Source organism: Amycolatopsis sp. NBC_01480 (assembly GCF_036227205.1).
Classification (GTDB): domain Bacteria; phylum Actinomycetota; class Actinomycetes; order Mycobacteriales; family Pseudonocardiaceae; genus Amycolatopsis.
Genome location: NZ_CP109442.1, coordinates 510,207 through 523,374, shown reverse-complemented (window position 1 = coordinate 523,374; position 13,168 = coordinate 510,207). Strand labels below are relative to the sequence as shown.

16 protein-coding genes are annotated in these 13,168 nt (G+C 71.7%); 7 read left to right on the top strand and 9 right to left on the bottom strand.

Going from position 1 to position 13,168, the window contains the following annotated elements; genetic code table 11:
* Positions 1–185 precede the first annotated feature (185 nt).
* Positions 186–365 carry a hypothetical protein gene (locus tag OG371_RS02580; protein ID WP_329065125.1) on the top strand — a complete coding sequence of 60 codons (180 nt, stop codon included), beginning with the start codon at positions 186–188 and terminating at the stop codon, positions 363–365.
* A gap of 81 nt (positions 366–446) precedes the next feature.
* Here the strand turns inward: OG371_RS02580 and OG371_RS02575 are convergent, their stop codons facing one another.
* Complete coding sequence (locus tag OG371_RS02575; RefSeq protein ID WP_091619686.1) at positions 447–650, bottom strand: cold-shock protein; 204 nt, start codon at positions 648–650, stop codon at positions 447–449.
* A gap of 287 nt (positions 651–937) precedes the next feature.
* Entirely contained in the window at positions 938–1,162 is a 225-nt protein-coding gene (locus OG371_RS02570) for a hypothetical protein (protein ID WP_329065123.1), read from the bottom strand.
* Between the two features lie 196 nt (positions 1,163–1,358).
* On the opposite strand from OG371_RS02570, the gene OG371_RS02565 reads away from it, so the two are divergent.
* Together OG371_RS02565 and OG371_RS02560 are read left to right on the top strand one after the other, a co-directional pair.
* Positions 1,359–1,556 (top strand): hypothetical protein, encoded by a 198-nt coding sequence (locus OG371_RS02565; protein ID WP_091619682.1) that lies wholly within the window; start codon positions 1,359–1,361, stop codon positions 1,554–1,556.
* A gap of 53 nt (positions 1,557–1,609) precedes the next feature.
* Complete coding sequence (locus OG371_RS02560; RefSeq protein ID WP_329065120.1) at positions 1,610–2,113, top strand: GNAT family N-acetyltransferase; 504 nt, start codon at positions 1,610–1,612, stop codon at positions 2,111–2,113.
* A gap of 7 nt (positions 2,114–2,120) precedes the next feature.
* Here OG371_RS02560 and OG371_RS02555 read toward each other — a convergent pair whose 3' ends face one another.
* From OG371_RS02555 to OG371_RS02545, 3 genes are read right to left on the bottom strand one after another with little or no spacing between them, the layout of a single operon-like run.
* Entirely contained in the window at positions 2,121–3,713 is a 1,593-nt protein-coding gene (locus OG371_RS02555) for a glycoside hydrolase family 13 protein (RefSeq protein WP_329065117.1), read from the bottom strand.
* Positions 3,713–4,102: a globin gene (locus OG371_RS02550; protein ID WP_425425322.1), complete on the bottom strand. Its 390-nt coding sequence runs from the start codon at positions 4,100–4,102 to the stop codon at positions 3,713–3,715. Before OG371_RS02550 ends, OG371_RS02555 begins: the two co-directional genes overlap by 1 nt.
* A gap of 33 nt (positions 4,103–4,135) precedes the next feature.
* Complete coding sequence (locus tag OG371_RS02545) at positions 4,136–5,116, bottom strand: mechanosensitive ion channel family protein (RefSeq protein ID WP_329072889.1); 981 nt, start codon at positions 5,114–5,116, stop codon at positions 4,136–4,138.
* A gap of 345 nt (positions 5,117–5,461) precedes the next feature.
* On the opposite strand from OG371_RS02545, the gene OG371_RS02540 reads away from it, so the two are divergent.
* Positions 5,462–5,956, top strand: coding sequence for an HNH endonuclease (locus tag OG371_RS02540; RefSeq protein WP_091619668.1), 495 nt, complete (start codon positions 5,462–5,464; stop codon positions 5,954–5,956).
* 126 nt (positions 5,957–6,082) lie between these two features.
* On the opposite strand, the gene OG371_RS02535 is transcribed toward OG371_RS02540, so the two are convergent.
* Positions 6,083–6,838 (bottom strand): hypothetical protein, encoded by a 756-nt coding sequence (locus OG371_RS02535; protein WP_329065114.1) that lies wholly within the window; start codon positions 6,836–6,838, stop codon positions 6,083–6,085.
* Between the two features lie 495 nt (positions 6,839–7,333).
* Between OG371_RS02535 and ctaJ the strand changes: the two genes are divergently transcribed.
* Both ctaJ and OG371_RS02525 read left to right on the top strand, forming a co-directional pair.
* Positions 7,334–7,588: an aa3-type cytochrome oxidase subunit CtaJ gene (gene ctaJ, locus OG371_RS02530; RefSeq protein ID WP_329065112.1), complete on the top strand. Its 255-nt coding sequence runs from the start codon at positions 7,334–7,336 to the stop codon at positions 7,586–7,588.
* Positions 7,575–8,084 carry a DUF5130 family protein gene (locus OG371_RS02525; protein ID WP_442876074.1) on the top strand — a complete coding sequence of 170 codons (510 nt, stop codon included), beginning with the start codon at positions 7,575–7,577 and terminating at the stop codon, positions 8,082–8,084. The genes ctaJ and OG371_RS02525 overlap by 14 nt, the downstream gene beginning before the upstream one ends.
* A 121-nt stretch (positions 8,085–8,205) precedes the next feature.
* On the opposite strand, the gene pepN is transcribed toward OG371_RS02525, so the two are convergent.
* The gene (gene pepN / locus OG371_RS02520; protein WP_329065110.1) at positions 8,206–10,773 is read right to left on the bottom strand and encodes an aminopeptidase N; all 2,568 of its coding nucleotides are present in this window, start codon (positions 10,771–10,773) and stop codon (positions 8,206–8,208) included.
* Positions 10,774–10,960: 187 nt separating this feature from the next.
* On the opposite strand from pepN, the gene OG371_RS02515 reads away from it, so the two are divergent.
* A complete protein-coding gene (locus OG371_RS02515; RefSeq protein ID WP_329065108.1) occupies positions 10,961–11,581 on the top strand; it encodes a mycothiol-dependent nitroreductase Rv2466c family protein in 621 nt (206 codons plus the stop codon).
* A 3-nt stretch (positions 11,582–11,584) separates the two neighbouring features.
* Here the strand turns inward: OG371_RS02515 and OG371_RS02510 are convergent, their stop codons facing one another.
* The gene (locus OG371_RS02510; RefSeq protein WP_329065107.1) at positions 11,585–12,388 is read right to left on the bottom strand and encodes an MBL fold metallo-hydrolase; all 804 of its coding nucleotides are present in this window, start codon (positions 12,386–12,388) and stop codon (positions 11,585–11,587) included.
* A complete protein-coding gene (locus OG371_RS02505) occupies positions 12,385–13,131 on the bottom strand; it encodes a 2-phosphosulfolactate phosphatase (RefSeq protein WP_329065105.1) in 747 nt (248 codons plus the stop codon). The genes OG371_RS02510 and OG371_RS02505 overlap by 4 nt, the downstream gene beginning before the upstream one ends.
* Positions 13,132–13,168 lie beyond the last annotated feature (37 nt).

The window sequence follows — 13,168 nt, the reverse complement described above, 5'->3', positions numbered from 1 at the left end:
CGACGTGGTCCCGCCGCTGCTGATCTTCTACGTCCTGCGCACCCTCGGGGCCGGCGACGTGCTCGCCTACGTCGCCGGGTCGATCGTCCCCGTGGGTCGGCTCGTCGCGGACCGGTTGCGCGGACGCCCGGGCGGCGATCGCGCGCGGCGGCCTGATCTTCCTGGCCATCGCGATCGCGGCGGCGGTGTCAGTAGCTACCCGCAGCCCCCTGATGCTGTCGCTGGCCCGCTACTTCGCCGTCAGCGCCCGGCCCGACCAGGCCGCGCGGTTCGTCACCTCGCTGTTCGAGCTGGTGGTCTCGCTGGCGCTGGCCGGCGGAACGGTCCGGTACCTGCGCCGCGCCGTGACGACAGCGGCCGCCTGAGACCGGCACGACGAAGGACCGGGCACGACGAAGGGCCGGCACCCTAGCGGCTGCCGGCCCTTCGTGAAAGCCTGGGAAAAATCAGATAACCGTGACCGAGGTGGCCTGCGGTCCCTTCTGGCCCTGCCCGATCTCGAACTCCACGCGCGCGTTCTCCTCAAGGCTGCGGAATCCGTTGCCCTGGATCTCGGAGTAGTGCACGAACACGTCGCCACCGCCGGAGTCCGGCGTGATGAAGCCGAAGCCCTTCTCGGCGTTGAACCACTTCACGGTGCCTTGCGTCATAGAAATCTCCACCACTGAAAAACGAAATCGAGATGCCACCTCGGCATCCGGGTCGAGAACCGACGGTTTGATCTTCCCGTGAAGGAGAACCACTACGCCCGCTGCATCTTGCGAGCGTGGCTGCGGGACGTACCCACCGCACGAACACAAAACAAGACCTTCGACAGTAAAGCACGCCGGGCCCCCGGACGCCATACCTCTTGCCGAACGGGGGCGGCGCCCCGGAATCCGCGCTTTGCGTCCACAGTGTACGTCCTTTATGGACAGATGATGATCTTGTTGCGCGGTCAGCGATTGGACCGCGGGAACCGGTGCTCCGGGGTGTCCCGGCCGAGCAGCTCGGTGTACTGCGCCTGCCACGACTCCTCCGTCGCGAGCAGGTCGGCGAGGTGCTGGGCCGACGCCGCGCCGGGTGGTGGGGCCGCCTTGAGGTGGGCCTCGGTCTCCGCCCGCGCCTTGAGCCATTCGCCCAGCGTCGGCTCGAGCGAAGGGCCAGCGTCTTGTTCGGGCATGGGGGAGACCCTACTGCCTGATCTGCCCCGTAGTGCCTGCTTACTGGTGCCGCCGGGTACGGCTCGTGTAGCGTCATCGCGGTCGAGAACATCCCGCGCGCCGGCATCAGGGCCGGCGTCGTCGTCGGCCGGCAGTCCCGCCCGTGGCAGGTGGACACCCGGTCGCCGGGCCCCTTCGATCTCGGCGAGGAGCCGCATGCGCTCGGAACGACGTCCCCTTTCTCTGGAAACCAGTGAGTTCGCCCGTGCCCGCGCTTCGGCTGAAGTAGGCCTGCGAACCCAGCGCGACCAGGCGGTCCGCACCGTCGCGGGCAAGGCTCACGACGCCCAGGACCTGCGCGGCCTGCTCGCCATGCTCGGCCTCGACGCCGCCGGCCAGCGCGCCGACGCTTAGCCGGGCAGCAATTCCGGCGACGGGGCCCTGGCCCCCCTCCTAGGGTGGCGGGTGTGGAACCCATCGTCACCCACCTCGAGCTGACCGCCCCCGACGGGCTGCGCCCCGCCGCGCCCGTCGGGGGCCTGGCGCTCGAGGCCATCACCGCGAAGTCCCCGCTGATCCGTGAGCTGCACCTCGGCATCGGCGCCCGTTACGACTGGCCCGGGGTGTCCCGTTCGGACGAGGAGTGGGCCCGGTGGCTCGCCCACCCGCTGCGCCAGTATCGCCTCGTCCGCCACGGCGGAGTGGCCGTCGGCATCGCGGACTTCGAGCCCCAGCCGGGCGGCGACGTCGAGATCACCACGTTCGGCCTGCTGCCGGAGCACGTCGGGAAGCGGCTGGGCGGATACGCGCTCACCCTCGTCGTGCGCGCGGCATGGGAGGCCGCCCAGGCCGACGACGTGCCGGTGCGCCGCGTCTGGCTGCACACCTCCACGCAGGACCACCCGCACGCCCTGCCGAACTACCTCCGCCGCGGCTTCCGCTCGTTCCGCACCAGCCCGGTGGCGGGCTGACCCCGGCTCAGACCAGCCAGGCCGTCGCGTCCGGCGGGAGCCGTCCGTCCACCAGCGGGCTGCTGGAGAGCAGCAGCTCGCCCGGCGGCAGCGCGATCGAGCTGGCCGAGGTGTTCAGCGCGCAGATCAGCCCGCCCTTGCCGCGGCGGAACGCGAAACAGCCCGCGGGCGCGCCGTACCACTCCAGCTCGTCGCCGACCCGGAACGCGGGATGGGTCTTGCGCAGCCCGACGGCCCGCCGGTACAGCGAAAGCGTCGAATCGTCGTCCCCCAGCTGCCGCTCGACGGTCACGTCCGCCCACGCCGCCGGCATCGGCAGCCACGTGCGCGGGTTGCGCGAGAAGCCGAACGGCGGCAGGTCACCGTCCCACGGCATCGGCACGCGGGCGGCGTCCCGGCTGAACTCCGGGCCCTGCGTGCGCGCCCGCGGGTCCTGCATCGCCCCGGGCGGCAGCTCGACGTTCTCCAGCCCCAGCTCTTCGCCGTTGTACAGGTAGACCGCGCCGGGCAGGGCCAGCTCCACCAGCGCCATCGCCCGGGCGCGCCGGACGCCGGCCGGCCCGCCGCCGTACCGGCTCGCGGTGCGCCAGACGTCGTGGTTGCTCAGCGTCCAGGTCGCGGGCGCGCCGGCCGCGCGCGGCACGGCCAGCGAGCGCTCGATCGAGGTCCGCATCGCGTCGGCGTCGAAGTGGGTGAGCACCAGGCGGAAGTTGAACGCCAGGTGCAGCTCGTCCGGGCGCAGGTAGCGGGCCAGCCGCTCCTCGTCGTTCACCCAGATCTCGCCGACGGCCATGGTGTCCGGGTGCTCGTCGAGCACCTTGCGGATCATCTGGTGGATCTCGTGCACGCCGTCGTTGTCGAAACGGGGGTCGTCCACAGTGTCCCCGCCGAAACCGGCCGTGCTGACGTCCATGTCGGGCAGGCCAGGCGGCTTGGCCATGCCGTGCGCGACGTCGATGCGGAAGCCGTCGACGCCGCGTTCGAGCCAGAACCGCAGGGTGCGCTCGAGGTCGTAGCGGACCTCGGCGTCGGCCCAGTTCAGGTCCGGCTGCTGCGGCGCGAACAGGTGCAGGTACCACTGCCCGTCCGGCACCCGGGTCCAGGCCGGGCCGCCGAACACGCTGACCCAGTTGTTGGGCGGCTCGGCGCCGTCCGGCCCGCGCCCGTCGCGGAAGATGTAGCGCTCGCGCTCGGGGCTGCCCGGGGCGGCGGCCATCGCGGACTTGAACCAGGCGTGCTGGTTGCTGGTGTGGTTCGGCACCACGTCCACGGTCACCTTGATGCCGCGCTTGTGTGCCTCGGTGAGCAGCACGTCGAAGTCGCCGAGGGTGCCGAACATCGGGTCGACGTCGCGCGGGTCCGCCACGTCGTAGCCGTGGTCGGCCATGGGGGAGCGGTAGAACGGCGTGAGCCAGAGCGCGTCGACGCCCAGCCGCTCCAGGTAGCCGAGCCGGCTGACGATGCCTTCGAGGTCGCCCACGCCGTCGGCGTCGGAATCGGCGAACGAGCGCACGTACACCTGGTAGAAGACGGCGTTTTGCCACCAGGACGGCCGGGGCGCGGCCTCCGGTGGCCGTCGCCCCGCCACCCGACGGCGCATCACACGAAGCTGTTCATCATGCTGTGCGCCGCCATTTCGAGGTACGCCCACAGCTGCTGGCGGTAGGGCTCCTCGAGGTTCTCCTCGTCCACGGCGATCCGGATCGCGCGCAGCCAGGCGTCCCGCTCGATCGGGCCGATCTTGAATGGCGCGTGCCGCATCCGCAGCCGCGGGTGGCCGCGCTGGTCGGAATAGGTGTGCGGGCCGCCCCAGTACTGCATGAGGAACAGCCGGAAGCGCTCCTCGGCCGGGCCGAGGTCCTCCTCCGGGTACAGCGGGCGCAGCACCTCGTCGGTCGCCACCTCGGCGTAGAACCGCGCGACGATCCTGCGGAACGTCGGTTCACCGCCCACGGCTTCGTACAGGCTCGCCGGGTCCGGGCCACTCACAGTCGACACCCCTCCATCTTGCCTTGCCGCGCGCTACTTGTCGGCGGCCGGTGCCGAGGACATGAACCGGCCGAGCGGCGGTTCGAAGCCCGCCTCTTCCAGCGCGCCGAGCAGCTGCCCGCGCAACGCGCGCTGCACGGCCCACTGCTTGCCCGGCCGGACCTTCACCGTCAGCCTCAGCTCGATGCCCTCCGGCGTGACCTTCTCCACGCCCAGCATTTCCGGCGGCTCCAGCACGTTCACCGACAGCGGCTCGCTCTGGGTGGCCTTGTTCGCGGCGCCCATCAGGACCGTGGTCGCCAGGTCGACGTCGGCGGAGTAGCCGAGCGGCACGTCCACCACCGCGACCGCGAAGCCCTGGCTGGAGTTGCCGACGCGCAGCACCTCGCCGTTGCGGACGTACCAGACGGTGCCCTGCAGGTCGCGCAGCGTGGTGATGCGCAGGCCCACGGCCTCGACCGTGCCGGTGGCCGGGCCGATGTCCACGACGTCGCCGACGCCGTACTGGTCCTCGATCATCATGAACATGCCGGACAGGAAGTCGCGCACCAGGTTCTGCGCGCCGAAGCCGATCGCCACGCCGAGGATGCCGGCGGTGGTGATGATCGGCGCCAGGTCGACGCCCAGCTCGCCCAGCACGAGGATGAACGCCAGGCCGTAGATCAGGAAAGTGCTCATCGAGCGCAGCACCGAGCCGATGGTCTTCGCCCGCTGGCGGCGGCGCTCCACCACGGCCGGGCCGAGCACGTCGGGCGCGCGCTCGCGCAGCGGCTTCAGCAGCGCGGGGATCTTCCCGGAGGTGCCCGGCAACGTCGTGATGCGGTCGATCAGCCGCCGTGTGAGATACCGCACCAGGAACGCCACGACCAGGATCAGGATGATCCGCAGCGGCTTGGTCACGATCCAGTCCGCCGAGCCGGCGAGCCACTGGTTGTGCGTGATCGAAAAGACCTGCGAGCACCAGGTGCTGGGGTCCGATATGCACGCCGGCGGGGCGCTGAGCACGAGATTCACGAGCTGGAACAGTCCTTTCTTCACTGCAGTTTCCCCGACGGCAGGTGACCGGAACATGACACGTCACCGAAGACAGGTGCGCACGGGGGGCCATGTGTGGTCGACTATGCCTGCACCGGTGGAGGTGGTCGAGTGCCAGACCGACAACCCATCCCCCCCGGCGGCTCCGGCCAAGCCATGGCCGACCAGCTGCCGGAGGCGGTCCTGCGTGCCTGCCCGGGAGGTTCCGCATCCGGCGGAGCGGTCCCGGCTGGGCCGGGAACCCGACCAGGGGGTGTCTCCCGTCCGCCCGGCCAGCGTAGAGGCCGGGACCCGGCGACCCCGTCCTGGGGCCGCCGCCGCGTACTGCTGCTGAACGCGACTTTCGAGCCCCTCACCGCCCTACCGCTGCGGCGGGCTGTGGTGCTGGTGATGTGCGGCAAGGCCGAGGTGGTGCACGGCGACCCGGGCGGCGTCGAACTGCACGCCGCGACCGTCTCGCTGCCCGTCCCGTCGGTGATCCGGCTCAGTACCTACGTGCGCGTGCCCTACCGCGCCAAGGTGCCGCTGACCCGGGCCGGGCTGATGCACCGCGACCGGTACCGCTGCGCCTACTGCGGAGGGCGGGCCGAGACGATCGACCACGTCCTGCCGCGCAGCCGCGGCGGGCCGCACAGCTGGACGAACTGCGTCGCCTGCTGCGCCAAGTGCAATCACCGCAAGGCCGACCGGCTCCTGTCGGAGATCGGCTGGCGGCTGCGCGTGGTCCCGCGCGCGCCGCACGGCCCGCACTGGCGCCTGCTCGCGCACTCCACGGAAGCGGACCCGCTCTGGCGGCCGTACCTGGGTTCCGCGGCCTGAACGGCCCCGGACACGTCGGCGCCCCGGCCGCCGGATGGCGACCGGGGCGAGCCGGTGAACCTGCTTGACGCGACGGGTCCCGTCGCGCGCTCAGCCCCGCTGGGCGGTGTCCCAGACGGCGCGGCCTCAGGCAGCGAGCGCGAATTCGGCCTGGCTGGTGACGCGGGTGCCCATGGTGACGCGCGTGCCGCGGGTGACCCTGGTGCCGCGCGTGACGCGGGTGCCGTTCGTGACCCGGGTGCCCATGGTGACGCGGGTGCCGCGAGTGACCCGGGTGCCGCGCGTGACGCGGGTTCCGCAGGTGACGCGGGTGCCGGCCGTGACCCGAGTGCCGCGGGTGACCCTGGTGCCCCGGGTGACGCGGGTCCCGTTGGTCACGCGGGTGCCACGGGTGACCCGGGTGCCGCGCGTGACGCGGGTTCCGCAGGTGACGCGGGTGCCGGCCGTGACCCGAGTGCCGCGGGTGACCCTGGTGCCCCGGGTGACGCGGGTCCCGTTGGTCACGCGGGTGCCACGGGTGACCCGGGTGCCGCGCGTGACGCGGGTTCCGCAGGTGACGCGGGTGCCGGCCGTGACCCGGGTGCCGCGGGTGACCCTGGTGCCCCGGGTGACGCGGGTCCCGTTGGTCACGCGGGTGCCACGGGTGACCCGGGTGCCGCGCGTGACGCGGGTTCCGCAGGTGACGCGGGTGCCGGCCGTGACCCGAGTGCCGCGGGTGACCCTGGTGCCCCGGGTGACGCGGGTCCCGTTGGTCACGCGGGTGCCACGGGTGACCCGGGTGCCGCGCGTGACGCGGGTTCCGCAGGTGACGCGGGTGCCGGCCGTGACCCGGGTGCCGCGGGTGACCCTGGTGCCCCGGGTGACGCGGGTCCCGTTGGTCACGCGGGTGCCACGGGTGACCCGGGTGCCGCGCGTGACGCGGGTTCCGCAGGTGACGCGGGTGCCGGCCGTGACGCGTGTACCGCGCGTGACCCGAGTACCCCGCGTAACCCTTGTGCCTGACGTCACACGGGTTCCGGGCGTGAATTCGGTTTCGGTGGGTGACGAAACGGTCTCGTTGCTCGCCTGAGCGGGGGTCTGAACGCTCTGCATGAGGTGGCCTCCTGGGACCGGTGCGTTACCTGCTGGGGCTGAGGAGCGGGGCGCAAGGCCCGTACAGGTGAAAAAGCTACGAGGATTTCAAGGTTCCGACAAGACGGCAGCGACCGGTACGGCCGCCTGTACGTTGAGTTGCAACCTTTCGGCCTGCCCGGCTTCGGCCCAACGTGCCAGCGCGGGCGGGCCAAGCGGCGGACGGGCGTTCTCCGACGACGAGCGGTCGCCTCCCGGCGCGGCGCCGCGCGGTGATCGCCGGGGCCATCCGATACGCTCACCGCCGTGAACGTTGTCGAGACGATCCTGGTCTACGCGGTCATCCCCTTGGCCATCTACTTGGTGGTCGGAGCGGCCACCCTGCGGAAGAAGTTCTCGGGGACGCCGCGTTACCGGCCAGGTCAGCCGTGGGAGTACCCCGCGATGTGGTGGAGCGCCAACCCGGACGGCGTCGGTGCCGGGCACCGGGCGACCGGTGTGGACAGTGCGGCGCCCACGGGCGCCCCGACCGCGGCAGGAGGCGCTCGTGGCAGCTGGTGAACTCACGCACTCGTCCACCGCGGTGGACGTGCTTGCAAAAGACTCAGCAGAGAAAGACCTGCCGTTCGGCGAGGTGGTGACCGGAAGCGGCCGCCGTTCGGCCGCGAAGATGTACGAGCCGGCCGCGCCGGCCGTGCCGTTCACGGTGCAGCAGCTGGCGCGCCTGGACGAGGCGCTGACGTTCGCGAGCCGGGAGACCGGCCTGGACTTCAGCGTCTACCTGGGCGACCTCGGCGAGGACACCCGGGCCGGCGCGGAGAAGCTGCACGCGGGCACGGACGACCCGGCGAACGCCGTGCTGGTGGCCGTGTCGCCGGCGCAGCGGGCGATCGAGATCGTCACCGGGACGCACGCGTACCAGCGGGTGGCCGACCGCGGCGCCAAGCTCGCCGTGGCCAGCATGGTCGCCTCCTTCAAGGAGGGTGACCTGATCGGCGGACTGGTGAACGCCCTGCGCATGCTCAGCGACCAGGCCGGGATCGCGCCGAAGCACTGACGCGCACCCTGAAACGCCCGAAGGGGACCCCCTCACCCGAGGAGGTCCCCTTCGTCGTTGGCGGACCTGCTCGTGAGTGGCTATGACGGTTAGAACCGTCATAGCCACTCACGAGTCGGCGTCAGGCCTGGCTGTCGAACTCCCGGGCGGCGAGCGCGCGCAGGATGCCCGCGCGGCCTTCCGAAACCAGGCGCCGCAGCGCGGCCGGGTGGTCGCCCGCGAGCCATTCGTCCGACGCGGTCACGGCCGCGGGCTCCACGGCCCAGGACGGGTACAGCCCGATCGCGGTCGGCTGGGCGCGCTCGCTGGAACGCCGCGCCCACACCTCGTCGATCACCTCGAAGTACTTGCCGACGTACTCGCCCAGCAGGCCCTTCTGGCCCGGGTGCGAGAAGCCCGAGATGAGCGAATCGCTGACGGCGTTGGGGATCTCGTCGTCGAAGATGGCACGCTGCCAAGCGTCGGCCTTGGCCTCCGCGGTCGGCTGCAGGGCCCGGGAGCGCTCCGCGTGCCGACGGCCCGCGGCGGTGTTGTCCTTGGCCAGCTCCGCCTCGATCTCGGCCGGGCCCGCCTTGCCGTGCGCCACCAGCGCGTGCAGCAGGCGCCAGCGCAGGTCGGTGTCGACGGTGAGGCCCGGCAGCGGGGCCGAGCCGTCCAGCCAGCCCGCGATGATGCCCAGCGTCGGCTCGTCGAGCACGCCGCCGGCCAGCGAGTTGACGAACGCGAGCTGGTGGTCCGAGCCCGCCTCGGCGGCCTGCGCCAGCTCCAGCACGCGGCCGGTCAGCGCGGGCCAGCCCTGCGCGACGGCCCACTTCTGGTCGGCGTAGGAGTTCAGCGCCGTCTGCGCCTGCAGCAGCAGCCGCTGCACGACGCCGACCTCGCTCTCGGCGTGGATGCCGCGCGCCACCAGCGTGACGAAATCGCGCGCCTTCAGCTCGGCCTCGCGGGTCATCTCCCAGGCCGCGGACCAGCACAGCGTGCGGGGCAGCGACTCGTCGATGTCGGAGATCCGGTCGATCAGCGTGGTCAGCGACGCCGGGTCGAGCCGCATCGTGCAGTAGGTCAGGTCGTCGTCGTTGACCAGCACGAGCTTGCCCGCCGGCTTGCCGACCAGGCCGGGCACCGGGGTGCGCTCGCCGTCGACGTCCAGCTCGACCCGCTCGGTGCGGACGATCCGGCCCTGGCCGTCCTCGTCGTAGACGCCGACCGCGACGCGGTGCGTGCGCAGCTCGCCCGCGCCGGGCTTGGCGCCGGACTGCACCACGGCGAACGAGGCGAACGTGCCGTCGGCCGCCACCTCGTACCGCGGGCTCAGCGAGTTCAGCCCCGTGGTCTCGAGCCACTGCGCGCTCCACCACGAAAGGTCGCGCCCGGACGCCTCCTCCAGCGCCGCCAGCAGGTCGGCCAGCGTGGCGTTGCCCCAGGCGTGCTTGCCGAAGTAGACCTTCAGCCCGTCGAGGAAGTGCTCGATGCCGACGTACGCCACCAGCTGCTTGAGCACGCTGGCGCCCTTGGCGTAGGTGATGCCGTCGAAGTTCACCTCGACCGCGTGCAGGTCGACGATGTCGGCCGCGATCGGGTGCGTCGAGGGCAGCTGGTCCTGCCGGTAGGCCCAGGACTTCTCGATGTTCGCGAAGCTGGTCCAGGCGTTCTTGTACTCGGTGGCCTCGGCCTGGGCGAACACGCTGGCGAAGGTCGCGAACGACTCGTTCAGCCACAGGTCGTCCCACCAGCGCATGGTGACCAGGTCGCCGAACCACATGTGCGCCATCTCGTGCAGCAGCGTCTCGGCGCGGCGCTCGTAGGCGTAGCGCGTGACGCGGCTGCGGAAGACGTAGTCCTCGAGGAAGGTGACCGCGCCCGCGTTCTCCATCGCGCCCGCGTTGAACTCCGGCACGAACAGCTGGTCGTACTTGGAGAACGGGTAGGGCGTGCCGAACTTCTCGTGGTAGAAGCCGAATCCCTGCTTGGTCTCGGCGAACAGCCGGTCCGCGTCCATGTGCTCGGCGAGCGAGGCGCGGCAGTAGATGCCGAGCGGGATGGTGCGGTGGGCGTCGGAGAACTCGTCGCGCCACTCGGCGTACGGGCCGGCGATCAGCGCCACCAGGTAGGTGGAGATCCGCTCGGACACCGCGAACACCGTGTGCCGGGCGCCGTCGGAGGTGTCCTCGGCGGACTCGGCGAGCGCGTTGGAGACGACCTTCCAGTCCCGCGGCGCGCGCACCGCGACCCGGTAGACCGACTTGAGGTCGGGCTGGTCGAAGCAGGCGAACATGCGCTTGGCGTCGGCGGTCTCGAACTGCGTGTAGAGGTACACGCCGTCGTCGACCGGGTCGACGAACCGGTGCAGGCCCTCGCCGGTGTTGGTGTACTGGCAGTCCGCGGTCACCACCAGCTCGTTGTCGGCCGCGAGCGCGGGCAGCGGGATGCCCTTGTCCTCGACGTAGGCGCTCACGTCGAGCTCGGTGCCGTTGAGCACAGCGGACCGGACGCCGTCGGCGATCAGGTCGATCCAGGACGACTCGCCGGGCCGGGCGCTCGAGAACCGCACGGTGGTGGTGGAGAGGAAGGTCTTCTCCCCGGGACCGCCGTGGCCGTCGGTCAGGTCCAGCTCGATGTCGTAGGAGGCGACATCCAGCAGGCCGGAGCGCTGCTTGGCTTCGTCACGAGTCAGGTTGGGGGCGGGCACTGGCACCTCTGGTCGTCGATTTCGGTTACGGTTTTCAGGCTGCAGAGCATCCAATCATGCGAGCCGCCCGGCGGGCGACAAGGGAACAACCGGGGCAACCGCTGGCGTTGCTGCACGATGTGGGGCGAGCCCCACGCGTCAGAGGTGTACCCGCCCACCGTCAGAGCCACGCCCAGGAGCAAGCCAGATGACTTCGACACCGCAGTCCACCAGGGTCGACTTCTACTTCGACCCGATCTGCCCGTTCGCGTGGATCACCTCCCGCTGGATCCTCGAGGTGGAGAAGCACCGCGACCTCGACCTGCACTTCCGGATCATGAGCCTCTCGCTGCTGAACTCCGGCCGCGAGGACCTGCCGCAGGCGTACAAGGACCTGCTCGACGACGGCTGGGGCCCGGTGCGCGTGGCCACGGCGCTGGCCCAGTCGCAGGGCGAGGAGGCGCTGCGCGGCTACTACACCGAGTTCGGCACGCGCTACCACAACCAGGGCAACAAGGACCGGCTCGCCGTGATCAAGGAGTCCCTCGCCGCGATCGGCGCCCCGGCCGAGCTGATCGAGGCCGCGAGCTCCACGGAGTACGACGAGGCCCTGTCGAAGAGCCACCACGAGGGCATGGACCCGGTGGGCATGGACGTCGGCACGCCGACCATCCACATCGACGGCGTCGCGTTCTTCGGCCCGGTGCTCAGCTCGATCCCGCGGGGCGAGGACGCGCTGAAGGTGTTCGACGGCGCCCGCGCGCTCGCCAGCTACCCGGACTTCTTCGAGCTCAAGCGCACCCGCACGGGCGACCTGAACTTCGACTGAGTCTCACGGGCTCGCCAGCGCGGCCCGGGTGACGTCGGCGGGGTAGGGCGAGGCGGCGAGCGCCTCGTCCCGCCCCGTTTCCCCGGACTTGACGGCGGCCTTCAGCTCGTTCAGCCGGCGCAGCCCGTCGCGGTGCTCGCGGACGAAGCCGGGCCCGACGGCGTCGCCGTGGCCGGGCACCACGATCCGCGGCTCCAGCGCGAGGATCGCGTCCAGCGCGGCGGGCCATCCGGGCAGGTCGCTCTCGTTGGTGAACGAGTACGCGGTGAAGCCCTCGGGTCCGTGCTCGACGACATCGCCGGCGAAGACGACTCCCGCGTCCGGCACGTGCACCACGAGGTCGTGGTCGGTGTGCGCGGGGCCGGGGTGGACGAGCACGGCGGTGCGGCCGCCGAGGTCCAGTTCTTCACGCGTGGTGACGAGCCGGTCGGGCGGCATGATCCCGGTTCGCGTGAGCGCGTCGGCGATCTCGGGCTTTCCTTCTTCGCGGTAGTGCGTGATCCACTTGGCCTTCGCTGCTTCGCCGTGCTCGACCAGCTCGCGCAGGCAACGCGGGTGCGCCCAGACGTCGCAGGGCAGGAACGCCGTGGTGCCGTAGGAGTGGTCGAAGTGCGCGTGGGTGTAGACGACGCTCCACGGCAGGTCGGTCAGCTCCCGGATCCCGGCGGCCAGCTCCGCGCCCTGGTCGACGTCGCCGCCGGTGTCGATCACCAGGCACCGTTCGGCGCCGATCACCAGCCCAGTGGTCAGGTCCAGCTCCTCGTGGCGGCTCAGGTGCACGCCGTCGGCCACCTCGGCCCAGCTCATGGTGCCTCCAGAATTCCTTGGCACAGCACGGGTGCGCTCTCGCTGACGTCCACCTGCGCGGCCAGCGCGACGTCGGCTTCGTGGCCGGTCGCGGCCAGCTCCCGGCCGGACGAGCAGCCCCGCAGCGCGGCGGCGACGTCCGTGGGCGCGTAGGCCGCCGCGGCCAGCGCCGCCTCCGCCGAGGCCGACCGGCCCCGCTGCCGCAGCGCGGCGACGATCGCGCCCGCCCCCAGCTGATCCTCGACGCACGGCCGCAGCGGGCCGAATTCCTTGCCCTCGCCCAGCATGTCGACGCCCCAGCGCTCACCGCCGGGGATGACGCCGATCGCGCGGCCGTCCGCCAGCTCGTGGGCCTTCGCGGCGACGGCGGACGCGTTGCGCAGGCAGCCGGCGAGCACGTGCGCGCCCGTTGCGGCGGCCGCGGCGCAGAGCGTGGCCCCGTTGGGGGAGGGCAGCGCGAGCAGGGTCCCGGACGGGATCTCCGTCACAGAAGAAGGCCGTAGCGTCCACGAGCCCTCACCCGCGACGACGGCGCCGGCTTCGCGCGCTTCGGCGACTCCGCGCTCGTCGCGCCAGCGCACCGGCAGCACCCGGCCACCGCGCGAAGTGACGAGATCCGTGGTGGTGCAGAAGGAAAGCACGTCGACCACCACCAGCACGGCGCACGAGCCGCCCAGCGCCGCGACGCCCTCACCACCCCATTCGAGCCGCACGTCACTGCCCGGTTGCGCCCAGATGCCCACCCCCGGAGCATGCCGGACGCCGCGGGTGATGGCAGAC

Bases quoted from the DNA above. Each gene is read 5' to 3' on its own strand.
- OG371_RS02575 (WP_091619686.1), bottom strand. From the start codon at position 650: ATGACGCAAGGCACCGTGAAGTGGTTCAACGCCGAGAAGGGCTTCGGC.
- OG371_RS02570 (WP_329065123.1), bottom strand. From the start codon at position 1,162: ATGCCCGAACAAGACGCTGGCCCTTCGCTCGAGCCGACGCTGGGCGAA.
- OG371_RS02565 (WP_091619682.1), top strand. From the start codon at position 1,359: ATGCGCTCGGAACGACGTCCCCTTTCTCTGGAAACCAGTGAGTTCGCC.
- OG371_RS02555 (WP_329065117.1), bottom strand. From the start codon at position 3,713: ATGCGCCGTCGGGTGGCGGGGCGACGGCCACCGGAGGCCGCGCCCCGG.
- OG371_RS02515 (WP_329065108.1), top strand. From the start codon at position 10,961: ATGACTTCGACACCGCAGTCCACCAGGGTCGACTTCTACTTCGACCCG.
- OG371_RS02510 (WP_329065107.1), bottom strand. From the start codon at position 12,388: ATGAGCTGGGCCGAGGTGGCCGACGGCGTGCACCTGAGCCGCCACGAG.